We start from the raw sequence: 24338 nt of genomic DNA, 5'->3' as shown, positions 1-24338 counted from the left end.
TAAAATGATTATTGTATGATTAATAACCAGGGTTTTGCTGTACACTTGCGTTACCCGCAACTTCACTACTTGGAATTGGTAATGTATATCTGTAATCACCATTCGTAAGATTGGATACATCCACAATATCATCTGTTGGATGTCTATTCATTGAAACTCCAGCTTTCACAGCAAGTCTTTTCAAATCTATATATCTGTGACCTTCAAAACAAAGTTCAATTCTTCTTTCATTCAGGATATCTTTAAAAGCAGCTGTTGCATTAGCATATACAGGAGCAGTTGTAGCAGTTCCCTGCGTATTTCTGGCATCTCTGATTGCCTTAATATAGTTTGCAGCCCCGGTAAAGTCTCCAGAATTAGCAGCGACTTCACTTAGTATGAAATACATTTCTGAAAGTCTGAAAGATTTGATATCATTTCTGGTATTACTACCTGTTTTCCCTGGATACTTATCTACAATAAGCCTATCTAATCTGGTATTAACACCAGGGTTTTGATAATTAGGATTTTCAACAGTTGAAGGATCTATGAACGCGTATTTTCTAACATCATCCTGTAAACCTTTTAAAGTATTATATAGATTACGTCCTACAAACCACCATGGTGTACCCGTAATACTTGAGTTATTCAAATTGTATCTAGAACCTATAGCAATACCATTAGCTCCGGTAGCCTGTCTCCCTAAAGAGAAAATTGTTTCACCTCTGAATCCATCTCTATCATCCCATAAATTTCTGTATGGATTAAATGAATTTGATGTACTATAGAATGCACTATTCCAAGTTGAATTTCCAATTGTAGGAGCAGCTGTAGTTGTAATTGGAGTACCAGGAGTTAAACTAAAAGAAGCCCCACTGACACCTGCAGTTGCATCAATTACAGCTTGCGCATCTATTTTTGCCTGTGCATAATTTCCTCTGTATAGATTAAATCTCGCACTTACAGCATTAACAAAGCTTTTACCTACATAATATTTATTTGCATCAGATTTTGCTGCGGCAGTGGTAGCAGAAGCATCAAGCTGCGTAAATGTATTTCTTGCAAACTGAAGATCACTGTTTATAAGTGCATAAATATCCTTATTGCTGACTCTAGGTCTTTGAACAAAGTTTCCTTCATCTACTTTATCACTTAAAATAACTCCTAAAGCATTTTCATCTGCCATATTAGTGGAGAAATAAGTTTCTAATTCAAGATAACAGAAAGCTCTGATAGCTCTTGCCTGTGCAACAATTTTATTATAAGTAGTAGTTTCTGTAGCACCATTAGGTGTAATTTTGGCTGCTCCTTCTACCAATCTATTGATTCTGTTAATTGTTCTGTAATGAGATTGCCAGATTAATTCAGGATATGTCCCAACTCCACCACTTACAATGAAACGGTGCAATTGAAATTCCTGACCACCACTTCCATCACCAGGTTTAACTTCATCCGTAATAACAGATGACAAATATACTTCGTTACCTGTTTCTAAAGTACCATATACACTACCGATAAGGAAAGCCTGCATACCATCAATAGTAGCAATAGCCTCTGAATCATTTAATTGACCTGGCTGTGTTGCATCTATCGCATCGCTACAACTATTAAGCAAAGGTAAAGCCGTTAATGTTCCTGCAATGAATAATAATTTTATTATATTTCTTTTCATTTTTTAAATTTTAAAATTCTACGTTGAAACCGATAGAGAATGTTTTAGGGTTAGGATAAACACTTAATGAGAAATCGGTAACAGGTTCTGGATCAAGCCCCTTCCAATTACTCCAAGTAACTAAGTTCTCACCTTGAACAAATAGTTTTAATCCTTTAATAGGTAATTTTTCTAAACTAGCTTTAGGGAAAGAATACCCAATTGATATAGTTTTTAACCTGATAAAGTCTGTTTTATATAAATATCTGTCAGAACTTCCATCAGCCCCTGTATTATTGGCAGTAATAGATGGAAGACCTGCATTTTTATTATCAGGAGTCCAAGAATCAAATAGATCAGCACTTACATTATTACCTGTACCAATACTGTTTGGATCAACCAGCCATTGGTATAGGTTATCATACTGCCATCCACCAGCTTGCCATGAGAATAAAACATCAGCAAAGACACCTTTGAATGAGCCATTCAAACCGAAACCACCCTGATACCTAGGATAGTATGATTTTCCTGTTAATACTCTATCACTGTCATTAGGGTTTTCAGTAATATTACCATTTTTGTCTAGGAACTGCATTTCTCCAGTTTCTTTATTTACACCAGCATAACGGATAAGATTCCATTGGAATGCTAATGATCCTGCAGCATTTACATTATCTGTCGGTGAATATCCGTATGGTAATTCAAGAATTGTATTCTTATTAAATGACCCATTAGCAAAAACAGATAATCTGAAGTCTCCTTTGTTGAAAATATTATATCGCAGGCTAGCTTCAACACCGTTATTTCTCATACGGCCATTATTACCATCAATAGTAAACACGCCATTAGATGCTGCTGAAATATTCAATTTATTAAATAAATTCTCGGTAGTTTTGATATAGTAATCGAAGTTACCTTCTAACTTTCTATCAAATACAACAAAATCTAAACCTACGTTAAACATTTTTTGAGTTTCCCAACGAACATCAGGGTTTCCAAGAACAGTCAGCGATAAACCTTGTTGGTTCAAATAAGCTGTTGATGTCTGAAAAACATTTCTAAATAAAGTCGTTGTAGCCGGGTTAACAAGAGGATTTAAGTTATTTGCTGTAATTCCTAAGTTCTGGTTACCTTGAGTACCATAAGAAGATCTTAGTTTTAACATATCAAATACGGATCCCTCCATAAATGCTTCTTTATCAATATTCCATCTACCTGAAACGGCCCAGAATGTATTCCATCTGTTCTCTTTTGAGAATCTATATGCACCATCTCTTCTTATCATACCAGTGAAACCATATTTACCAGCATAATCGTAATCTGCAGTAGCAAAATAAGCTAGAGCACCTGCATTAACGTTCTGTGCGGTAACATTCGGTACATATAAAGTAGGAGTGGTAGTACTGTAAGGAACATATCCCGTACCTGCTCCTAACACCCATGTTAACGGATTTAGACCGTTCTGCTGATACTGTTTTGTTCTGTAATGAGCCTTAATATAATCTAAGTATGCTCCAACTTCTAATGTATGATCACCCCAAGACTTATTAAATGTTAAATTCGTAATACTGTTAATATTAAAATCTTTAACATTATTCAATACTTCAATACCTCCATAAGGGTCATTTCCAGCCTTAGCAACCAATGCTAGGTATCCATAAGGAGCACGAGCAAAAGCTCTGTCAGATTCTTTAAAATCAATACCAGATTTATGGCCTACTGTTAAATAGTCAGTAAGTTTATATGCGAAGTTAACGTTTGCTAAAACACTGGTCTCAGTATATACGTTTTGTACCCCTCCATTGATAATATCTTGAGTAACCCATGGAATTCTATCACTATATCCTGCACCAATAGCCTTATACATATCAGATCCTCTTGTATATGGATTAGGCTCTAGATCCGGTCTAGCTAAAATTGAACTAAAAAGCGGGTTTTGAAGTGGGTTTGCCACTAAACCTGCTACGTTAGTTTCCTGATCTAGCTGATGTCTTTTTGAATACCCAACAGCTAACTGGCTTCCATATGTAAATCTTCCGTCGTTTGATTTACCATTAATGTTATTCCTAAAACTAAATCTTTTAAAATCTGTTGACTTCACAATACCTGTCATATCAAAATATCCCAGCGATGAGTAAACTGAAATATTTTTCCCACCAAAAGTCATTCCCAGATTATGTTGTTGAGTCATTCCAGTCTGGAAATACTGTTTTTTCCAGTCTGTATTAGGTGCGTTTTGAACTTCTTCAGGTGTATACTGGTCATCCGGCCCAAAAACAAATTCATTTTGTAAACTTCTATACTGGCTTCCATTTACAAGATTGTAATTATGCTTAGGATAAGCAGAGAAACCAATTGTAGAACCATATGAAAGTTTCATCCCGCTATTATATGTACCATTTTTAGTAGTAATAATAACAACTCCGTTTGCTGCTCTGTTACCATAAATTGATGTTGCAGCAGCATCCCTAAGAACAGAGATAGTAGCAATATCTTCTGGATTTAAGTTTCTAAACTGCGTTCCATTTGTACTCATACCATCGATTACATACAAAGGATCCATAGTTGAGTTAAGCGAACCAATACCTCTCACTCTAACATCAATTCTACCTGATCCAGGTGAACCTGAACTAGAGTTAATGGTAATACCAGGAGCTGCTCCCTGTAATGAGTTTAGGAAAGAGGCATTTGGACGATCTTCTAAAACTTTTTCAGATATAGTAGTTGATGCCGCAGTAGACTTAGCTTTTGTAGCAGTTTTACTATACCCAAGCACAACGACCTCGTCAATTTGCTTTACTTTAGATGTAGTATCTTTTTTAGCAGTCTGCGCAAAAGCCGCCTGTCCTAAAAAAAATAAAGCTCCAGCGCTTAATACACGTAATTTAACATTCATATTAACAAATTTTAATATATTTAATGGGCAAATATGTTAATAAATATTAACACGTGCAAATTTTCATTTTCGCATATACGCCCTTCCCATAGTTGTATATTCTTATTCTTCAATATCCATAATAAAGATTCACAATATTCAATGATTTCAAGAACCTAAAAATTAAAACAAAAGTCACAAATTGGCATTTTTAACACAAAATAAACAATAGATAAAATATTATTTATAATAAATCTAAATTAATCGTTTTGATAAAAATATTTAACTTAAATACATATTTCAATATTTTTTTAAAAAATTTAAAATATTTTTCTAATTTAAGCCACTTAATACCACACACTTATATTTGCAAAAAAAACACAGAATGTGACATAAATAACAATATATTTTTTACATTTGATACAATAAATAAACAAATAAATAATTCATTACACTATGAAAAAAATTACCATATCCACATTCTTACTAGCCCATGTTTTCTGCTTTGCGCAGCAACAAATAGTTTCTCAAAATTATAGTACTGGAACTCAACCTATATATTATACTCTGCAGTCATCATCTGGAAAAACCTTAAACTATGATGAAATTCTAGGAACACCTTATCCTGACAAAAATTTTATGAAAGCCAAAATCTCAGGAACAACCGATGAGCAAGTACCGATAAGATATAATAGCTATAATGATGAGATTGAATTCAAAAAAGAAGATGAGGTTCTTGCACTTCCAAAGAAAACGGAATATGGAAGGATAGAAATCATTTCACCAAAGAAAACACTTGTTCTACTGGATACTTCAGATGAACTAAATGGATACTTTTATGAAATTGTTAACGGGAAGAATAAACTATACAAAAAGATTAAAACAAAATTTATAGACTACACCCCTGCCCCTAATGGTTATGCCAGTGACAAACCTGCTAATTTTAAAACACTTGACCCAGTATATTATATCAAAACTGAAAAAGGCTTTATCAAAAAGCCTAAAAGTCAAAAGGATATTATCAACCAATTTCCTGATAAAAAAGACAGCTTAAATAATTTCTTTAAATCTAATAAAATAAAGTTTGACAAGGATGAAGATTTAATAAAGCTTGTTACCTTTTTGAATGAAAATTAACGAAATATTTATAAACAAATATATAAGAAAAGCAGGCATCTGAGATGCCTGCTTTTCTTATCTTAAATTATTATTTCAGTTTCTTCTTAACTGCTACTTCTTCGTAAACTTCAAGAATATCTCCGATTTCGATGTCATTATACCCTTTAAGGTTCAGACCACATTCGTAACCCTTTGTTACTTCCTTCACATCATCTTTGAAACGTTTCAAACTCTCAAGTTCTCCATCGAATTTAACAATACCGTCTCTTAATAAACGTACTTTAGACTGTCTCGTTACTTTTCCGGTAAGAACCATACAACCTGCAATTGTACCTACTTTAGAAATCTTGAAAACCTCACGGATTTCAACATTACCAATCACCTGCTCTTGAATTTCCGGAGAAAGCATTCCCTCCATCGCTTCTTTTACCTCATCAATTGCTTTATAGATTACAGAATACGTTCTGATTTCAATTTCCTCACGATCTGCAAGTTCTTTAGCATTAGCACCTGCTCTCACGTTAAATCCAATGATAATAGCATCGGATGCTGCGGCTAAGTTGATATCAGATTCTGTAATCTGTCCAACACCTGAGTGAAGAATTTTAACACTGATTTCTTCTGTTGATAATCTTTGTAACTGATCAGAAAGAGCTTCTACAGAACCATCCACGTCTCCTTTAAGGATAATGTTCAATTCTTTGAATTCTCCTAAAGCAATACGTCTACCCAATTCTTCAAGGGTTGTATGCTTCTTGGTTCTGATTGATAATTCTCTCTGTAGCTGCTCTCTCTTATTGGCAATTGCTTTACCTTCACTTTCATCAGCATACACACGGAATTTATCACCTGCAGTAGGCGCTCCATCCAAACCTAAGATTGTTGCAGGAATTGATGGCCCTGCTTCTTTTAGATTTTTTCCTCTTTCATCAAGCAAAGCTTTTACTTTACCGTGATTTTTACCTGCTACTACATAATCACCTACTCTTAAAGTTCCGGTCTGTACCAACATTGTTGCTACATAACCTCTACCTTTATCTAAAGATGCTTCAATAACAACTCCGTTTGCTGCACGGTCAGGATTCGCTTTCAACTCAAGCATTTCAGCCTGTAATAAAACTTTTTCCAACAATACATCTACGTTATTACCGAATTTAGCTGAGATCTCCTGTGCCTGAACATTTCCACCCCATTCTTCTACTAAAACCGGTGGATTTAATCCTGATAACTGCTGACGGATGTTGTCCGGGTTTGCATTCGGCTTATCTACTTTGTTGATAGCAATAATCATTGGTACTCCTGCAGCCTGTGCGTGAGCAATTGCTTCTTTTGTTTGTGGCATTACATCATCATCGGCCGCAATTACGATAATTGCAATATCCGTAATCTGTGCACCTCGAGCTCTCATTGCAGTAAAGGCTTCGTGACCTGGTGTATCTAAGAAAGTAATTCTCTGACCGTTCTCCAGTTTCACGTTATAAGCACCAATGTGCTGAGTAATTCCTCCGGATTCACCGGCAATTACGTTTGTTTTTCTAATGTAGTCCAACAATGAAGTTTTACCATGGTCAACGTGTCCCATTACAGTAACTACAGGAGCTCTTTGTAATAGGCTTTCCTCGGTGTCTACTTCATCTTCTGCATCCGTATCTTCAAGATCAGCATCTGAGAATTCAATTTTATAACCGAATTCATCTGCTACTAATAATAAGGTATCGGCTTCAAGTCTTTGGTTCATGGTAACCATTACACCTAATGAGAAACAAGCAGAAATTACTTCAGTTGGGGAAACATTCATCAAACTTGCCAATTCACCTACTGTGATGAATTCTGTTACTTTAAGAGTTCTGTCTTGTGCTTCAAGCTCCTGCTGACGCTCATCCTGCTCTCTACGGAAAGTTCTCTTGTCTTTTCTATGTTTTGCAGATTTAGATTTCCCTCCTTTATTAGTAAGTTTTTCTAATGTTTCTTTGATCTGGTTTTTAACTTGCTCATCAGTTAGCTCAACTGGCATAACTCTTTGTCCAGGTCTGTTGTTCTGACCTCCTTTTTTGAAGCCACCACCTTGACCTTGGCGATTTCCACCACCCTGGTTATTTCCAAAACGGTTTCCACCTTGGCCACCTTGACCTTGAGGACGATTTCCCTGGCCTCCCTGACCACCCTGGCGGTTTCCACCTTGTCCCTGTCCACCGTTATTATTATGCTGACGGTTTCCTTGGCCTTGTCCACCTTGGTTGTTGTTATTTCCTGAGTTTTGATTATTCCCTTGACCTTGTTGGTTATTCTGGCCACCAGGTTTTTCAATTCTCTTTCTTTTCTTTTTTGCTCCAGCACCTGGTTTTGGTGCAAACTGAGTTAAGTCAATCTTTTCCCCAACGATCTTAGGACCGTCAAGTTTCTGATATACTGTCTCAATTTTTTGTGGTTCCTGAGATTCAGGTTCAGCTTCAACTTTTGGAGTTTCTACTTTTTTCTCCTCTACAACCGCTGGTTTTGGAGTTTCCTTTACTGTTTCCACAGGTTTAACTTCTTCTTTTTTCTCCTCCATTTTTGGTTTGTCTTTTTTCACAGGTCTGTTTCTAGATTCTATTTGAGACAAATCAATTTTATCCAAAACTTTAAATTCCTGTTTTTCAGGCGCTGCTTTAACTTCCGGTTGTTCTTCTTTCACGATTTCTTCTTTCTTTTCTTCAACCGGTGTCGCAACAGGAGCCACAGGAACTGCAGGAGCTGCAGGAATCTCTTCAGCTTCAGGCTTCTTAGGTTCCAAATCTATTTTACCTAAAATTCTAGTTTCTGGTTTATTTGCTTTAGCTCTTATCACTTCAGGGGTTTTCTTTTCTTCAATTTCCAGTTTTTCTTCCGGAACTTTAGTGATCACCACCTCATGGGAAGCCTTTCTTTGTTCGCCATCTTTAGCAAACTCAGCCTCCAATGCAGAATATGCCGCTTCTTCCAATTGAGCGTTAGGATTGCTTTCAACCTCGAAACCCCTTGACTGTAAAAACTCTACTAATCTGGACATCGAAATGTTGAATTCCTTAACCGCTTTATTTAATCTAATTTTTGGCATTTATATTATTTACTGTTTTTAATTTTTAAAATTAAAGTATTTCTTTTTTACTGTTTATTAAAATTTATTTAAAATCTTAATCTTCAAATTCTTCTCTCAGAATACGTTTAACCTCTTCGATGGTTTCTTCTTCAAGGTCTACCATATTTAAAAGACTTTCAGTTTCTTTATCCAATACTGATTTTGCAGTCGTAAGTCCTACTTTCTTAAACTCATCCAAAATCCATTGCTCGATATCATCGTTAAATTCTTTCAATTCAACATCATCATCCTCGCTGGACTCTCTGTATACATCAATCTCATATCCTGTCAACCAAGAAGCCAGTCTGATATTCTGACCTTGTTTTCCGATCACTTTAGAAATTTCCTCAACTGGAGTATATACCAATGCATAATTGGTCTCTTCATTGATTTCAATTTTGTTAATAGTAACGTTTCCTAATGCTCTCTTCACCAAAATCTCAGGGTTTTTAGACCACTGAATAACATCGATGTTTTCATTTCTCAACTCTCTTACAACGCCATGAATTCTGGATCCTTTCACTCCAACACAAGCTCCTACCGGATCAATTCTGTCATCATAAGCATCTACTGCAATCTTCGCCTTTTCACCAGGAATTCTCACTACCTTTTTAAGGATAATTGTTCCGTCCTGGATTTCAGGAATTTCCAGCTCTAATAACTTCTCAAGGAATTTAGGTGCAGTTCTGGAAATAATAATCTGTGGTTTAGAACCTTTAAAATCTACTGTCTCAACAATAGCTCTGATATTCTCACCCTTTTTAAAGAAATCGGATGGGATCTGGTTTTCTTTTGGTAAAATAAATTCGTTTCCTTCATCATCCAGCAAAATCACGTGCTTATGACGGATGTGGTGGATTTCCCCTACAACGATTTCACCAATTTTATCTCTAAACTGTTCGTACAGCATTGCATTATTGTGTTCCTGAAGTTTTGTAGCAAGGATTTGCTTAAGGGTAAGAATATTTCTTCTTCCCAATTGCGCAACAGGAATTTCCATTGTAAAGTCCTCACCTACTTCGAAGGTAGGGTCAATCTTCTTTGCTTCAGAGATTTCTATCTCCAAATCATCATCTTCAGACATTTCGTCCTCTACAATTGTTTTATTCAAAAATATCTGAAAATCTCCTTTATCCGGGTTTACAATCACATCAAAATGATCATCTGAATCAAATCTCTTTCTTAAAAGAGTTTTCAGTGAATCTTCAATAATTGCCATAAGATCAATCTTACTGATCCCTTTTTCGTCTTTAAAATCACCAAAGGATTCAATCAACGCTATATTATCCATCTATTCTTTTTTCTTTTTAAAATTTAATTACTACTAATGCTTTTTTGATCTCAGGATAAGAAATTTCTTTCTCCTCCTCCACATCTACTTTTCCTTTTCCGATATCTTTCGGCTTTCGGTAACGTAGAACAAGTGTGATCTTCTCATCGTCTACTTTTGACAATTCTCCTTCAATTTTAGAAGAATCCTCCAGCATCACCTCAATCTCTCTTCCAATGTTTTTACTGAACTGTCTTGGTGTGGATAATGGCTCGCTCAGTCCTGCCGACATCACCTGAAGGCTGAAGTCATGCTCTTCACGATCCATATTAAATTCAATCGCACGGCTTGCATCAAGGCAGTCCTGCAAAGAAACTCCGTTATCACCATCCAAAATCACTGTAATATCATCCCCTGCAGAAATTTTAAGATCAATAAGAAACAGATCTTTTCTGGTCTCAAGGAATTCATTTAATAATTCTTCAATTCTTTTTCTAAACTCCATATATTTTTATCTTGATTTACAGTACGAAAAAAGGCTTTCTTCCGAAGCCTTCCCATTTTTTCCGTAAATCCATTGCAAATATAAGCTTTTTTTCTAAAAATGCAAAATTATCTTAAGTATCAAGCAAATAGCGTAAGATTCATTTACAATAAATTAAAAGAGTATGTCACAGGATTTTTATTACTTTTGTCTTTAGAATTTTAAAACAGATATTTTGAATATAACGATTGTAGGAACAGGTTATGTAGGTTTGGTTACAGGAACTACTCTGGCAGAACTTGGCAATTCAGTATACTGTGTTGATATTGATGAAAAAAAAGTAGAAGGTATGAAAAACGGCATTGTTCCCATCTATGAGCCGAACCTTGAAGAAATGTTTTTAAGAAACATCCAGTCCGAAAGATTATTTTTCACTACCAATCTTAAAGAAGCTTTAGACAAAAGCGAAGTTATATATCTGGCATTGCCTACTCCTCCGGGAGAAGACGGTTCTGCAGATTTGTCTTATGTACTTCAGGTAGCCGATAATATTGGCGAGATGATGACTGAATACAAAGTCATTGTCAATAAAAGTACTGTTCCCGTAGGAACTGCGGACAGAGTAAGAGAAACAATTTCTTCTAAAACAGGCATTCCTTTTGATGTAGTTTCAAATCCTGAATTCCTGAGAGAAGGATTTGCTGTTGAAGACTCTATGAATCCCTCAAGAGTCGTTGTAGGGGCAAGCTCAGAAAAAGCTAAAGATATTATGTCTAAAATATATCAGCCTTTTACCAATACCGGAATTCCCATCATTTTTATGGATGAGAAGTCTTCGGAACTTACCAAATATGCAGCGAATTCATTTTTAGCAGTAAAAATCACCTTCATGAATGAAATTGCCAACTATTGTGAAAAGGTAGGTGCAGATGTGGATAAGGTAAGACTGGGAATGGGTAGTGATGACAGAATCGGGCACAGATTTTTATTCCCTGGAATCGGATATGGAGGAAGCTGCTTCCCTAAAGACGTAAAAGCACTTATAAAATCCGGGAAACAGGAAGATTTTAATTTCCAGATCCTGGAAGCTACCGAAAATGTAAATACCACCCAGAAAGTTATTTTAGTGTCTGAAATTGAAAAATACTTCGGAGGGAATATTGAAGGGAAGAAAATCGCCATGTGGGGACTTGCCTTTAAAGCAAATACAGATGACATCAGAGAAGCTTCATCTTTAGACAATATTGCCCTTTTATTGGAGAAAGGCGCGGAAATTGTAGCATATGATGCTGTTGCAGAAAGTAATGTTCAAAAACTTCTTGGCAACAAAATACAATACGCCAAAGGAATGTATGATGCACTGGAAGATGTGGACGCACTATTTATTGCTACAGAATGGCCTGAATTCAAAAACCCTAATTTTGAACTGATGGCTAAAAAAATGAAAAACAAAGTCATTTTTGACGGCAGAAATATGTATCCATTGGAAATCCCTGAGCAAAACGGATTTCATTATAAAAGTATAGGAAGAAAGACCATCTCAAAATAAATCAATGAAAAACATTATCATTACAGGAGGTGCCGGGTTTATCGGTTCCCATGTTGTAAGAGAATTTGTAAAAAACAATCCGGATACTACAATCATCAACCTTGATGCTCTTACCTACGCCGGAAATCTGGAAAACTTAAAGGACATTGAAAATGAACCTAATTATGTTTTCGAAAAAGCAGATATTACAAAACCGGAAGAACTTAGAAGAGTTTTCGAAAAATACAATCCGGATGCGGTTGTACATTTAGCAGCAGAAAGTCATGTAGACAGAAGTATTACAGATCCAATGGCATTTATCAACACGAATGTAAACGGGACCGCTAATCTTCTGAATCTTTGTAAAGAGTTCTGGACGTTAAATCCTGATCATACCCACGGCAGATTCCCGGATGAAAAAAGAAATAATCTTTTCTATCATATTTCTACCGACGAAGTATATGGAAGTTTAGGCGAAACAGGATTCTTTTTAGAAACGACATCCTACGACCCTCAATCTCCGTATTCAGCATCCAAAGCAGCTTCTGACCATTTGGTAAGAGCTTACGGAAATACTTATGGAATGCCTTTCATCGTATCGAACTGTTCCAACAACTACGGCCCGAATCATTTCCCTGAAAAGCTCATTCCCCTTTGTATTTCGAATATCATCAACGAGAAACCGCTTCCTATTTACGGTGATGGAAAATATACCAGAGACTGGTTGTTTGTCATTGACCATGCCAAGGCGATTCATCAGATATTTAAAGAAGCAAAAACCGGTGAGACTTACAATATCGGAGGATTCAACGAGTGGCAGAATATTGATCTTGTCAAAGAACTGATCAAACAAATGGATGCCAAGCTGGAAAGACCGGAAGGCTATTCAGAAAAACTGATCACTTTTGTAAAAGACAGACCGGGTCACGACAAACGTTACGCTATTGATGCAACAAAACTGAATAAAGATTTAGGCTGGAAACCTTCAGTTACCTTTGAAGAAGGATTAGCAAAAACCATCGACTGGTATCTTGAAAATAAAGAATGGCTTGAAAATGTGACTTCAGGAAATTATCAGGATTACTACAGCAAGCAATACAGCTAAATCTCCAGCTATTAAAGGAACAAGTATAGAATCTGACATCATTCATTTCAGTCTTTTATAACACACCAGAAGTAGCAAAATAAATCGATTTATAACACAAACGAAATAGCGTAATACGCACCAAAACATGAAAGGAATAATATTAGCCGGAGGCTCCGGAACAAGACTTTACCCTCTAACTATTGCCGTAAGCAAGCAGCTGATGCCTGTTTACGACAAACCCATGATCTACTATCCGCTTTCCACACTTCTTTTAGCAGGAATCAAAGATATTCTGATCATCACAACTCCACACGACCAGGCAGGTTTCATCAAACTTTTAGGCGACGGTTCGCAAATCGGCTGTAATATAGAATATGTTGTACAGCCAAGCCCGGACGGTTTAGCACAAGCTTTTATTCTGGGCGAGCAATTTATTGGTAACGACCCTGCAGCGCTGGTATTGGGAGATAATATCTTCTATGGTTCTGAAATGGGAACCTTACTGAAAAATAAAACCAATCCTGAAGGAGGAGTTGTTTTTGCCTACCACGTAGCAGATCCGGAAAGATATGGTGTAGTGGAATTCGACAAAAATCTGAAAGCTGTTTCTATTGAAGAAAAGCCTTTAAACCCTAAGTCAAACTATGCCGTTCCAGGTCTTTATTTTTACGATAACAATGTAGTGGAAATCGCTAAAAATATTAAACCTTCAGCAAGAGGTGAGCTGGAAATCACAGATATCAACAATGTTTATTTAAGCAATGGAAAGCTTGAGGTAGCTGTTCTGAACAGAGGAACGGCATGGCTGGATACAGGAACTTTTGATTCTCTTCACGACGCTTCAGAATTTGTAAGTGTCATCGAAAAAAGACAAGGGTTTAAAATTGGCTGTATAGAAGAAATTGCCTTCAGAAATAAATTCATTGGTGAAGAAAAACTGCTTGAAACGGCTACCAAATATGGCAAAAGTGGATACGGCGAATACCTGAAACAACTTATCGGAAAATAACAAATATAATTTATAAAATTCATAGACTATTGGCTTTATGGCCAATAGTTTTTGTTCATACCGACAAATATCAATATATTAGTTGTTGATTTTTAGTTTTATTGACTATGAAAATTTATAAACTAATATACACGGTAATAATTAATTATTATAAATTTGCAAAAACTTACACAGATGAATGAACCACAACAAAAGTGGACAGAAACGATTGATGCCGATCATTCGTTATTTGACTTGAAGCTAAAGGAAGTCTGGAGATACAAAGATCTTGTTTATATGTTTGTAAAAAGAGATTTTGTATCCAGCTTTAAGCAGACTATTTTAGGCCCGATCTGGTTTTTTATCAATCCCATTTTAACGACCATTGTTTATCTGGTTATTTTTGGAAGAATTGCCAAATTACCTACAGATGGAGCTCCACCGCTCCTTTTTTATCTGGCTGGTGTCACTCTTTGGAATTACTTTTCTTCCTCATTACTGGCTACCTCCTCTACTTTTACCGGGAATGCCGGCATCTTCGGAAAAGTCTATTTTCCAAGACTGGTTACTCCGTTATCCATTGTTATCTCTAATCTCATGCGGTTTGGAGTACAGCTTATTTTATTCATTCTTGCCTGGGCATATTATTACAGTAAAGGAGAAGTTCATCCTAATATCTGGATTCTTGCAACTCCTTTCCTAATATTCTTAATGGCACTTTTTGCCTTGGGAGTTGGTATGATCTTTTCTTCACTGACTACAAAGTATAAAGATCTTGCAATGCTACTGGGCTTTGGTGTAAGTTTATATATGTATGCAACTCCGGTTATCTATCCTGTTTCCTCATTACCAGGATTTTTTAAAAACCTGGCTTATTATAATCCTTTAACCGGTATTTTTGAATGTTTTAAATATGCTTGGATAGGTGTTGGAGACTTTTCTCCCACCATGCTGGGAATGAGTACTGTTATTATTCTTATCCTTTTAATGATAGGAATTGTTGTCTTCAATAAGGTTGAAAAAACCTTTATGGATACTGTATAACCTTTGTTGGTAAACTTTTTTATTAATTTTAAATCATTTAAGAATATGCTGTCTTTAAAAGCAGAAAATATATCCAAACAATACCGCCTTGGACAAGTCGGAACAGGTACTCTTTCTCATGATCTTAACAGGTTCTGGCATAAAGTAAGAGGAAAAGAAGATCCTTATCTGAAAATTGGTGAAGCCAATGATAGAACAACAAAAGGATTATCCGACTATGTGTGGTCTCTTCGTGATATTAATTTTGAAATCCAACAAGGAGATGCTGTTGGAATTATCGGCAGAAATGGTGCGGGGAAATCAACTCTGCTCAAGGTTTTAAGTAAAGTTACAAAACCTACAACAGGAAGAATATATACAAAAGGGAGAATTGCATCACTGTTAGAAGTAGGAACAGGCTTCCATCCGGAAATGACGGGACGGGAAAACGTTTTTCTTAATGGAGCTATTCTTGGGATGACAAGAAAAGAGATTACAAGGAAATTCGATGAAATTGTTGATTTTTCAGGCGTTGAAAGATATATAGATACTCCCGTGAAACGATATTCTTCAGGGATGTATGTCCGCCTGGCGTTTGCAGTAGCAGCTCATTTAGAGTCTGAAATCCTTATCGTAGATGAAGTTTTAGCGGTAGGGGATTCAGAATTTCAGAAAAAATGTCTTGGTAAAATGAATGACGTAACAAGAGGAGAAGGACGAACTATTCTTTTTGTTAGTCATAACATGACTGCCGTTAAAGAATTATGTTCAAAAGGAATTCTTTTAAACCAGGGTCAGATTAATTACCAAGGTGATATCCTTAGTACTATCATTGAATATCAAAAAAGCAGTGCAACAGAAAGTTCTTACATTTACAATGGCAATCTTGACGAAGCCATTGGGAATGAAAATATAAGAATAAAAGAATTTCTCGTAAGTCCTATTAAAGGAAAGTTACTAGATATTGATTCCGGAGTACATGTGAAACTTGTATTTCATAATTACTGCCCGAATATTACACTCGATACAACATTTGAGTTGAAAAATTATGAAGAGTTGGTAATTTTCCACGTTGGAAACCCTGTTTCTAATAGTGATTCAAAAATTGGAGAATATACTGTAGAATTTGATATACCAGCCGGACTTTTAAATGCCGGAAATTATTATTTCAGACTTTATTTTGGAAAGGATCAAAAAATTCTCCTGTTGGGGGTTGATAACTTTATTGGATTTGAAGTAGAAAATGTAAAAGTTGGAACAATGATGCATATTTATCCCGGAATAACAAGACCCACTTTTGAATACAAAGTACAAACGCCATGATTCCTAAAATAATAGAACTTCCTAAAATATATGATAAAAGAGGAAATTTATCCTTTTTTGAGTACCCTAATCAATTACCTTTTGAAATAGAGAGAACATACTGGGTATATGATGTTCCCGGCGGAGAAGTTAGGGGAAGCCATGCCTTCAAAGAACAGCAAGAATTTATTATTGCGCTTTCAGGAAGTTTTGATGTTGTAATCCATAATGGAAAAGAGGAGCAAAGATTTTCTTTAAACAGATCTTACTATGGACTGTATATTCCTAATATGTTTTGGCGAAGATTGGAAAACTTTTCGACCAACTCACTAGCTCTTATTGTATCCGACAGAGAGTACAATGAAAGTGACTATATAAGAGATTTCAAAGAATTTAAAATACTGACTGATGAAAAATAATATTTCTGTATTTGACTGTAATGTTATTGATTTAGGTAAAATCAGTTTTGATGAAGGCAACCTTACAGTGGTTGAAAACAATTCATCTTTTCCCTTTAATGTAAAAAGAGTTTTCTATTTATATGATATTGCCGGAGGTGAAAGCAGAGGAGCTCATTCCCATAAAGAATGTCATCAATTTCTGATTGCAGCAAGTGGCAGTTTCGAAGTTTCTTTAGATGATGGAAAATTTAAGAGACAGGTTTTTCTTAACCGTCCTTATTTAGGGCTACATATTCCTCCCGGGATCTGGGCTTCAGAAATTAATTTTTCTTCAGGAGCTATTTGCCTTGTACTAGCTTCACATACTTATAATGAAAAAGATTATATCAGAAATTATGAAGACTTCATAAGCTTTCATCAACTTACCCTTGTAGAATATACTCCGGAAATACTTAGTAAATCCTGGGATTGGCTCAATGAGCCAGAAATTAAACATTTAACAAGTACTCCTGATTTTTCAAAAGATGATCAGCAAACATGGTTTGCTTCACTCAATCAAAATCCAACATATTGGGTCAAAGGTATCCGCTACAACAATCATATTATCGGAGTTGTCGGTCTTAAAAATATAAATATTGATGATGGGGCAGCCGAATACTTCGGATATATTGGAGAAAAGGAATATTGGGGAAAAGGATTAAGTGCTGAAATTTTCAAACACATTTTTAAATTTGCTAAAGAAGAATTTAATTTAAAAAGTCTTTATTTAAAGGTTATAACTGAAAATACCAGAGCTATAAAAGCTTATGAGAAAGCAGGTTTTGTAAAACAAGATTCTGCAGATTCTAACATAATCATGTCCATAAATTTATAAGATGGCTATTGAAATAAAAAAATACAGAAAAGATTATTATGATCAATGGAATCATTTCATAATTGAAAGTAAAAACGGACTTTTCTTTTTTGACAGAGATTTTATGGAATATCACTCTGACCGTTTCAAAGACCATTCACTACTCATTTTTAAAAATAATAAAATTGCAGCGTTATTACCTGCAAATGAATCCGGAACACAGATTATTTCTCATGGTGGCTTAACTTTTGGGTCGTTAATCTTATCACATGCTATAAAGGCAATTGACGTTCTAGAGATTTTTGCTGAAGTAAAGAAATATTATTCTGCTCTTTCTTTCAATGAAATAATATACAAAACTGTTCCTCATATTTTTCATAAATGTCCCTCTGAAGAAGATTTATATGCTCTTTTCCGTAATGATGCCAATCTGTACAGAAGAGATATTTCGTCAGTTATCGATCTTTCACATCCTATCCAATTTTCAGAGACAAAAAGGCAATTGGTAAGAAAGTGTAAAGAAAATAATGTAACAATTACAGAAAATACAAACTTTGAAGAATACTGGGGCTTACTTACCTCTGTTCTTCAGAAGTTTGATGCAAAACCAGTACATACAATAGAAGAAATTACATTATTAAAAGAAAAATTTCCAGAAAATATAAGACTGTATCAAGCACAAAAAGATGGCAACATTTTAGCTGGTATTGTTATTTTTGATTTCGGAAATGTCATTCATACTCAATATATGGCAGCATCTTCAGAAGGAAGAAAAGCAGGAGCATTAGATTTTATCAATCATTTTCTTTTGGAAAAATTCAATGATAGAAAATATTACAGTTTTGGAATTTCTACAGAAAACCAGGGCAAATATTTAAACGAAGGGCTCATTCAGCAGAAAGAAAACATGGGAGCAAGAGGAATTGCCCTAGATTTTTACTCAATTAAACTTTAAACTATGATTAAATTTCTTGATTTACAAAAGGTAAACTTACAATATCAAAACGAGATAGAAGCCAAACTTTTAGAAGTTTTCCGCTCTGGATGGTATCTCATGGGTAACCAGCTTTCAAACTTCGAAAAAAATCTTTCAGAGTATATAGGAACTAAACATACTATTGGTGTTGCTAATGGCCTGGATGCCTTAAGGCTCATTTTGAGAGGCTATATAGAATTAGGAGTAATGAATATCGGAGATGAAATTATTGTTCCATCCAATACTTATATTGCTTCTATTTTAGCTATTTCAGATAATGGCTTAGTCCCGGTTTTAGTAGAGCCGGAAATTAACACCTATAATATTGACATTTCTAAAATTGAAGAAAAAATAACTTCAAAAACCAAAGGTATTCTCATCGTCCACCTTCAGGGCAGAGTTGTATTTTCTGATTCACTTAAAGAAATTGCCCAAAAGCATAACCTCAAAATTATAGAAGATAATGCACAGGCAATCGGAGCAGAATGGAATGGAATAAAATCAGGAAATCTAGGTGATGCATCTGGTTTCAGCTTTTATCCGGGCAAAAATCTAGGAGCCTTAGGGGATGCAGGTGCTGTCACTACGAATGATGATGATTTAATGAAAGCAATCAGAGCATTAGCCAATTATGGCTCTAATCAAAAATATGTAAATATATATAAAGGATTAAATTCCAGGCTTGATGAAATTCAGGCTGCAGTTTTGGATATTAAATTAAAGTATATTGACAACGAAAACAAAATAAGAAGAGAGATTTCAAAACGTTTTATTGACGAAATAAGAAATCCCGCAGTCATTCTCCCAGAATATCCGGCCGATGAAAATGAACATGTCTGGCATGTATTTGTTATCCGCTCTGAAAGAAGAGATGAGCTACAGAAATACCTTACAGAAAATGGAGTGCAGACTTTAATTCATTATCCTATTCCACCCCATAAGCAAGAAGCTTATAAAGTCTGGAATGATCTGTCATTTCCAATCAGTGAAAAAATTCATGCTGAAGTATTGAGTCTTCCAATTTCTCCTGTTATGGATGATGATGAAATAAGTAAAATTATTGATATTATAAATAAGTTTTAGTCCATGTCAAGACTATTAGAGAATAAGAAATTTTTCCTAAAAACATTAAAAATCGCTAAACTTCTTTTTGACGAAAAGAAGTTTAATGATTGTTTGATGTATATAGAGAAAGTGTCATATTCGGCTTGGTATAATTTTCCGGGATATTACACCTCTAATTGTTTTGAATCAATCATCAGAAATATTGCTCTTAAAAGTTTAGATTTTGACAATGTAAATATTCAAGATACCGCAGAGGATAAAACATTACATCTTTTTTCCGAAATCAGCAGTATTGGGGGACATTCAAAACTTATTTTCAGCTGGATGGAAAATGATAAAAACAGTAAACATTATCTGCTGAGTACCTGGCAGAATTTTCAGGAAGTCTCTGAAATAGCCAAATCTTATCAATATAATATTGATCATAATCTATTTGTTTATGATCAAAAATTAAGCATCATTGAAAAAGCTCAAAAAATAGTAGATACATTGAAGGAGAATTATTTCAGCAGAATTGTTTTGCACATTCATCCACATGATGTAATCCCTTCTTTGGTTTTTTCTTCTCAAAAATTAAAAAGTCCTGTCTTTTTCCTAAATCATGCTGAACATACCTATTGGCTGGGCGCACCTGTTACAGATTTTCTGCTTCAGATAAGAGAATCAAATATTTTAAAGGATTCTGAAAACCGAAATATTCCAGTACAAGATCAGTTTTTTTTACCCATACCTGTAGATGAGTCATATTCATTAAAAAAGACGGAGAAAAATACATTCAATATTATTTCAATTGGCAGAGCATCGAAATATGAACCCAATCAGGAATATAATTTCTATGAGGAAGCATTAAAAATTGTAAAAAAATTTGAACATGTAGTCTTTACTATCATAGGTATTGAACTAAATAATCCCAACAGGAAAATTTATACCCATGAACGATTAATTTTCATTCATCCTACAAGAGATATTAACCCATACATTGAAACTGCAGACTTGTATTTAGAAGGGTTTCCTATACCATCTTTCACATCACTTCTGGAACCGGCAATGGCTGGAGTTCCTTTTGTGCTGCATTATAATCCCGCAGGCGTCTATAAGGTTTTTGATGATAATAACGAAAAAGGAATATTCTACTCTAAAGATCTGAAAAGCTGGGAGTTAGAAGTTGAGAGAATCATCACAGATGAAAATTATAAGAACCTCATCACCAGACAGCAATTAACATATTTACAGGAAAACTATTCATCAGAAGGTTGGAATAGAAAACTAGCGAAGATTAAAGATTCTTGTAAAAATAAACAACATAATATCCGAGCTATCCCTCAACATGAAAAATATGTGGATGGAAGAGATGAAGAATTGGTATCAGTTATTGAGTCAAAGCCAACCGATCACTATTCTTATACTAACCGTTTAGGATTTTTTTCAAAATTAAAAGTTATAGAACTTTCCTTTAACAATCCTTCATGGGTAAAAGTCTTACCCTTGAAACAAACGATCAAATATTTATTTAATAGATAATTTAAGCACATAAATATGAAAATAAGACCAATCGCCATACATTTACCACAATATCATCCGTTCCCGGAAAATGATGAATGGTGGGGTAAAGGGTTTACAGAATGGACAAATGTAGCTAAAGCAAAACCCTTATTTGAAAACCACTACCAGCCACATCTTCCCGCAGACCTTGGTTTTTATGATCTGAGGCTGGAAGAAGCCCGAATGGCACAGGAAGTGCTTGCCAAAGAATACGGAATTTATGGCTTTTGTTATTATCACTATTGGTTTAATGGTAAACGCTTAATGCATGAGCCAATTGACAAGAAATTAAAAAATCCAAAAGAAGACCTACCTTTCATGTTGTGCTGGGCCAATGAAAACTGGACCAGACGTTGGGATGGTAATGATCATGAAGTATTGATTGAACAAAAATATTCCGATCAGGACAATGAAGATCATATCAATTTTTTAATTCCTATTTTAAAGGATCCAAGATATATTAGAGTCAACAATAAGCCTGTTATTGTAATTTATAAACCTAATATCTTACCTGATATACAGAAAACAATCAAATGCTGGCGTGAGAAAGCAAAAGAGGCAGGAATGGAATTGTATATATGTCATATGGTTTTTTCTTATCAGGAAGGTTGGGATCAGTTAGTTGACGGTTTTGATGCAGCAATTGATTTTGAACCTTTTGGAATCCGCAGAAAAAGTGTTTTCAAAGAGATTAAGGAAAGACAAATCCCGCCAAAAAGAACTATTATAGACAAGATTAAGGGACGTATTATAAAAAAAGAAGTAAAGAAGAAATTCAATTCCGTTCCATATAAGTGGATGGGAGAAAGTTTAATCCGTCAAAAAGATTTTCATTGCAAGCTCTACCCTTCCCTTGTACCCGGATGGGACAATACTTCCAGAAGAGGAGAAAACCCTACTCTGATACTCGAAGATTCATCACCGGAATATTTTGAGAACTGGCTTTCCAATATTAAGTCAGATTTTACTCCCTATTCCGAAGATGAAAACTTTATCTTTATCAATGCATGGAATGAATGGGCAGAAGGAAATCACTTGGAACCCGACTTAAAATTCGGAACACAATATCTGGAATCCGTTAAGAAAATATTTTCCAATCAATTATGAAAAGAATAAAACCAATTGCCTTTTATCTCCCACAATACCACCCTGTTCCGGAAAATAACGAATGGTGGGGTAAAGGATTCACTGAATGGACAAATGTAAGCAAAGCCCAACCTCTTTTTGAAGGTCACGAACAGCCTATATATCCTGCAGATCTTGGCTATTATGATCTACGTGTTCCTGAAGTAAGAGAGCAGCAGGCTCAGATGGCAAAAGACTATGGGGTACATGGATTTATCTATTATCACTACTGGTTTGGCAACGGCAAACAATTGCTGGAACGCGTGGCAAATGATGTATTACAATCAGGAAAACCAGATTTCCCTTTTTGTTTCTGCTGGGCCAATGAAACCTGGTCAGGAATATGGCACGGGTTATCAGAAAAAATACTTGCTGAACAAGTCTATCCTAATGAACAGGACTTAATTGCTCATTTTGAATATCTTCTGCCTTTCTTCAAAGACGAGAGGTATATCAAGGTGAACAACAAGCCTCTCTTCATTATCTATGATCCCAATCATTTGAATGAAGGGGATCCCCACTATATTACAAAATTCAGAGACCTCGCCAGGAAAAACGGATTTGATGATCTATATATTATGGCATCCAACAAGCTCCGCGATGACCTGGATTTTAAATCTATGGGATATGACAGTAAGATTTCCAATGCTTTTCAGAAAGCCTGGATACCTCATATTGCGAAGAAAGAATATATTTCTCACTCCCAATATTATAAAAACAGGATAAAAGGATTAATAGGATTTAAGAAAAAAGAACAGCCTAAAGTTAAAATTCAGGATGCAAAGGCAGTAGTAAACGACTTAAAGTTTGAAGAAAGCAATATTCCTACCTATCCATGTATCCTGCCCAATTGGGATAATACTCCAAGAAGCGGCTACAGAGGAATCATTTTGGCTAACAATTCCCCGGAACTGTTTGAACAGCAAGTAGAAAAGGCTATAGGATATCTTGAAGATAAAAAGGATTATCCGGAACAGTTTTTAATTATAAAATCCTGGAACGAATGGGCAGAAGGGAACATTCTGGAACCAGATAGAAAACACGGTTTTGGGTATTTGAATGCATTAAAAAAAATCTTGAACAAACACAGTCGAAATGAGTAAATTCAGTGTACTTATCGCCAACTATAATAATGGTCATTTTTTTTTAAAATGCTACCAAAGCTTAGTTGCTCAGACAGAAACAGACTGGGAAGCGGTAATTTTGGATGATGGCTCTACTGATGATTCTCTTGAAGTCATAAAAAAAATCATAGGTGATGATTCCCGGTTTAAAATCAATCAGAATGACCAAAACAAGGGAATCGGTTATACAAAAAGAAGATTAATAGAACTTGCTGAATCTGAAATATGTGGTTTTCTAGATCCTGATGATGGGTTAACGACTCATGCTTTGGAAGTTATTTTAAAGGCATATTCTGAATATCCCGAAGTGGGTATGGTATATTCCAATTTTGTATTTTGCGATGAACATCTTAATCCTAAATCGGTCCATAAAGCGAAACAGATTACTGAGCTGAATTACTCTTACTATAATTTTAACGGCGAGATTTCACATTTTGCTACTTTTAAGAAAAAGATATACGAAAAGACTTCCGGCATTGATCCGTTTCTAAAAATTGCTGAAGATAAAGACTGGTACATGAAAATGTGCGAAACAGCTCCTGTAAAATATATTGATGAAGATCTATACTTATACAGAATCCATGATAGTGGTATTTCTACGACTAAAAATGCTGAGAAAGCACTGTTCTGGCATTGGGTAGCGCTGATAAAAATGGCAGAAAGAAGAAACATCAGTGTTGAAGATCTTTTTCTTCAAAGCTATGTTCCGAAAAATAAATATGAACAGGTACTCAACCAATTAAACCATGTAAAAAATTCAAGATGGGCAAAACTGGGAAATAAAATTGGGTTATTTAAAATCTTTAAAAAGCTCTAAAATCTATTGATCAACATGAAAGATTTAAAAGA

At 35.2% G+C, this 24338-nt stretch carries 19 protein-coding genes; 14 read left to right on the top strand and 5 right to left on the bottom strand.

Annotation, left to right across the window (positions count from 1 at the left end; translation table 11 throughout):
• Positions 1-19 precede the first annotated feature (19 nt).
• Positions 20-1651 carry a RagB/SusD family nutrient uptake outer membrane protein gene (locus RHP76_RS16970; protein WP_311228639.1) on the bottom strand — a complete coding sequence of 544 codons (1632 nt, stop codon included), beginning with the start codon at positions 1649-1651 and terminating at the stop codon, positions 20-22.
• A 10-nt stretch (positions 1652-1661) separates the two neighbouring features.
• Entirely contained in the window at positions 1662-4526 is a 2865-nt protein-coding gene (locus RHP76_RS16965; protein WP_311228638.1) for a SusC/RagA family TonB-linked outer membrane protein, read from the bottom strand.
• Positions 4527-4961: 435 nt separating this feature from the next.
• On the opposite strand from RHP76_RS16965, the gene RHP76_RS16960 reads away from it, so the two are divergent.
• Positions 4962-5642, top strand: a complete 681-nt coding sequence (locus RHP76_RS16960; RefSeq protein ID WP_311228637.1) for a hypothetical protein — start codon at positions 4962-4964, stop codon at positions 5640-5642.
• 70 nt (positions 5643-5712) lie between these two features.
• Here RHP76_RS16960 and infB read toward each other — a convergent pair whose 3' ends face one another.
• The 3 genes from infB to rimP form a co-directional block, all read right to left on the bottom strand.
• Complete coding sequence (infB, locus tag RHP76_RS16955; protein ID WP_062673450.1) at positions 5713-8700, bottom strand: translation initiation factor IF-2; 2988 nt, start codon at positions 8698-8700, stop codon at positions 5713-5715.
• Between the two features lie 76 nt (positions 8701-8776).
• Positions 8777-10012: a transcription termination factor NusA gene (gene nusA, locus RHP76_RS16950; protein WP_002982960.1), complete on the bottom strand. Its 1236-nt coding sequence runs from the start codon at positions 10010-10012 to the stop codon at positions 8777-8779.
• Positions 10013-10028: 16 nt separating this feature from the next.
• Positions 10029-10496: a ribosome assembly cofactor RimP gene (rimP, locus tag RHP76_RS16945; RefSeq protein ID WP_034691441.1), complete on the bottom strand. Its 468-nt coding sequence runs from the start codon at positions 10494-10496 to the stop codon at positions 10029-10031.
• A 214-nt stretch (positions 10497-10710) separates the two neighbouring features.
• Here rimP and RHP76_RS16940 point away from each other — a divergent pair, with 214 nt between their 5' ends.
• The 13 genes from RHP76_RS16940 to RHP76_RS16880 all read left to right on the top strand — a co-directional run bounded on the left by RHP76_RS16940 (position 10711) and on the right by RHP76_RS16880 (position 24306).
• On the top strand, positions 10711-12024 hold the full coding sequence (locus tag RHP76_RS16940; RefSeq protein WP_288444040.1) for a UDP-glucose dehydrogenase family protein: 1314 nt from the start codon (positions 10711-10713) through the stop codon (positions 12022-12024).
• A 4-nt stretch (positions 12025-12028) separates the two neighbouring features.
• On the top strand, positions 12029-13108 hold the full coding sequence (gene rfbB, locus RHP76_RS16935; protein WP_123278556.1) for a dTDP-glucose 4,6-dehydratase: 1080 nt from the start codon (positions 12029-12031) through the stop codon (positions 13106-13108).
• A gap of 127 nt (positions 13109-13235) precedes the next feature.
• A complete protein-coding gene (gene rfbA / locus RHP76_RS16930; protein ID WP_062673445.1) occupies positions 13236-14099 on the top strand; it encodes a glucose-1-phosphate thymidylyltransferase RfbA in 864 nt (287 codons plus the stop codon).
• Between the two features lie 174 nt (positions 14100-14273).
• Positions 14274-15122: an ABC transporter permease gene (locus RHP76_RS16925; protein ID WP_311228636.1), complete on the top strand. Its 849-nt coding sequence runs from the start codon at positions 14274-14276 to the stop codon at positions 15120-15122.
• Positions 15123-15167: 45 nt separating this feature from the next.
• Positions 15168-16424: an ABC transporter ATP-binding protein gene (locus tag RHP76_RS16920; protein WP_311228635.1), complete on the top strand. Its 1257-nt coding sequence runs from the start codon at positions 15168-15170 to the stop codon at positions 16422-16424.
• Complete coding sequence (locus RHP76_RS16915; protein ID WP_311228634.1) at positions 16421-16822, top strand: sugar 3,4-ketoisomerase; 402 nt, start codon at positions 16421-16423, stop codon at positions 16820-16822. The genes RHP76_RS16920 and RHP76_RS16915 overlap by 4 nt, the downstream gene beginning before the upstream one ends.
• A complete protein-coding gene (locus tag RHP76_RS16910; RefSeq protein WP_120232535.1) occupies positions 16812-17678 on the top strand; it encodes a GNAT family N-acetyltransferase in 867 nt (288 codons plus the stop codon). The genes RHP76_RS16915 and RHP76_RS16910 overlap by 11 nt, the downstream gene beginning before the upstream one ends.
• Before the next feature lies 1 nt (position 17679).
• Positions 17680-18612: a GNAT family N-acetyltransferase gene (locus RHP76_RS16905; protein ID WP_311228633.1), complete on the top strand. Its 933-nt coding sequence runs from the start codon at positions 17680-17682 to the stop codon at positions 18610-18612.
• Between the two features lie 3 nt (positions 18613-18615).
• The gene (locus tag RHP76_RS16900) at positions 18616-19716 is read left to right on the top strand and encodes a DegT/DnrJ/EryC1/StrS family aminotransferase (protein WP_311228632.1); all 1101 of its coding nucleotides are present in this window, start codon (positions 18616-18618) and stop codon (positions 19714-19716) included.
• 3 nt (positions 19717-19719) lie between these two features.
• Positions 19720-21219 carry a glycosyltransferase family protein gene (locus tag RHP76_RS16895; protein ID WP_288444050.1) on the top strand — a complete coding sequence of 500 codons (1500 nt, stop codon included), beginning with the start codon at positions 19720-19722 and terminating at the stop codon, positions 21217-21219.
• 15 nt (positions 21220-21234) lie between these two features.
• Positions 21235-22347 (top strand): glycosyltransferase WbsX family protein, encoded by a 1113-nt coding sequence (locus RHP76_RS16890; protein WP_311228631.1) that lies wholly within the window; start codon positions 21235-21237, stop codon positions 22345-22347.
• A complete protein-coding gene (locus RHP76_RS16885; RefSeq protein WP_288444053.1) occupies positions 22344-23468 on the top strand; it encodes a glycosyltransferase WbsX family protein in 1125 nt (374 codons plus the stop codon). The genes RHP76_RS16890 and RHP76_RS16885 overlap by 4 nt, the downstream gene beginning before the upstream one ends.
• Positions 23461-24306: a glycosyltransferase family 2 protein gene (locus RHP76_RS16880; protein ID WP_120232530.1), complete on the top strand. Its 846-nt coding sequence runs from the start codon at positions 23461-23463 to the stop codon at positions 24304-24306. Before RHP76_RS16885 ends, RHP76_RS16880 begins: the two co-directional genes overlap by 8 nt.
• Positions 24307-24338 lie beyond the last annotated feature (32 nt).

Origin of the sequence: Chryseobacterium sp. SG20098 (assembly GCF_031844745.1) — a bacterium.
In the GTDB taxonomy this organism is placed as follows: domain Bacteria; phylum Bacteroidota; class Bacteroidia; order Flavobacteriales; family Weeksellaceae; genus Chryseobacterium; species Chryseobacterium cucumeris.
This window is presented reverse-complemented; position numbering and strand designations above follow the sequence as displayed.

Excerpts from the sequence above, each read along its gene's own strand:
- RHP76_RS16970 (WP_311228639.1), bottom strand. The coding sequence starts at position 1,651 with ATGAAAAGAAATATAATAAAATTATTATTCATTGCAGGAACATTAACG.
- RHP76_RS16965 (WP_311228638.1), bottom strand. The coding sequence starts at position 4,526 with ATGAATGTTAAATTACGTGTATTAAGCGCTGGAGCTTTATTTTTTTTA.
- RHP76_RS16960 (WP_311228637.1), top strand. The coding sequence starts at position 4,962 with ATGAAAAAAATTACCATATCCACATTCTTACTAGCCCATGTTTTCTGC.
- infB (WP_062673450.1), bottom strand. The coding sequence starts at position 8,700 with ATGCCAAAAATTAGATTAAATAAAGCGGTTAAGGAATTCAACATTTCG.
- nusA (WP_002982960.1), bottom strand. The coding sequence starts at position 10,012 with ATGGATAATATAGCGTTGATTGAATCCTTTGGTGATTTTAAAGACGAA.
- rimP (WP_034691441.1), bottom strand. The coding sequence starts at position 10,496 with ATGGAGTTTAGAAAAAGAATTGAAGAATTATTAAATGAATTCCTTGAG.
- rfbB (WP_123278556.1), top strand. The coding sequence starts at position 12,029 with ATGAAAAACATTATCATTACAGGAGGTGCCGGGTTTATCGGTTCCCAT.
- rfbA (WP_062673445.1), top strand. The coding sequence starts at position 13,236 with ATGAAAGGAATAATATTAGCCGGAGGCTCCGGAACAAGACTTTACCCT.
- RHP76_RS16925 (WP_311228636.1), top strand. The coding sequence starts at position 14,274 with ATGAATGAACCACAACAAAAGTGGACAGAAACGATTGATGCCGATCAT.
- RHP76_RS16920 (WP_311228635.1), top strand. The coding sequence starts at position 15,168 with ATGCTGTCTTTAAAAGCAGAAAATATATCCAAACAATACCGCCTTGGA.
- RHP76_RS16915 (WP_311228634.1), top strand. The coding sequence starts at position 16,421 with ATGATTCCTAAAATAATAGAACTTCCTAAAATATATGATAAAAGAGGA.
- RHP76_RS16910 (WP_120232535.1), top strand. The coding sequence starts at position 16,812 with ATGAAAAATAATATTTCTGTATTTGACTGTAATGTTATTGATTTAGGT.
- RHP76_RS16905 (WP_311228633.1), top strand. The coding sequence starts at position 17,680 with ATGGCTATTGAAATAAAAAAATACAGAAAAGATTATTATGATCAATGG.
- RHP76_RS16900 (WP_311228632.1), top strand. The coding sequence starts at position 18,616 with ATGATTAAATTTCTTGATTTACAAAAGGTAAACTTACAATATCAAAAC.
- RHP76_RS16895 (WP_288444050.1), top strand. The coding sequence starts at position 19,720 with ATGTCAAGACTATTAGAGAATAAGAAATTTTTCCTAAAAACATTAAAA.
- RHP76_RS16890 (WP_311228631.1), top strand. The coding sequence starts at position 21,235 with ATGAAAATAAGACCAATCGCCATACATTTACCACAATATCATCCGTTC.
- RHP76_RS16885 (WP_288444053.1), top strand. The coding sequence starts at position 22,344 with ATGAAAAGAATAAAACCAATTGCCTTTTATCTCCCACAATACCACCCT.
- RHP76_RS16880 (WP_120232530.1), top strand. The coding sequence starts at position 23,461 with ATGAGTAAATTCAGTGTACTTATCGCCAACTATAATAATGGTCATTTT.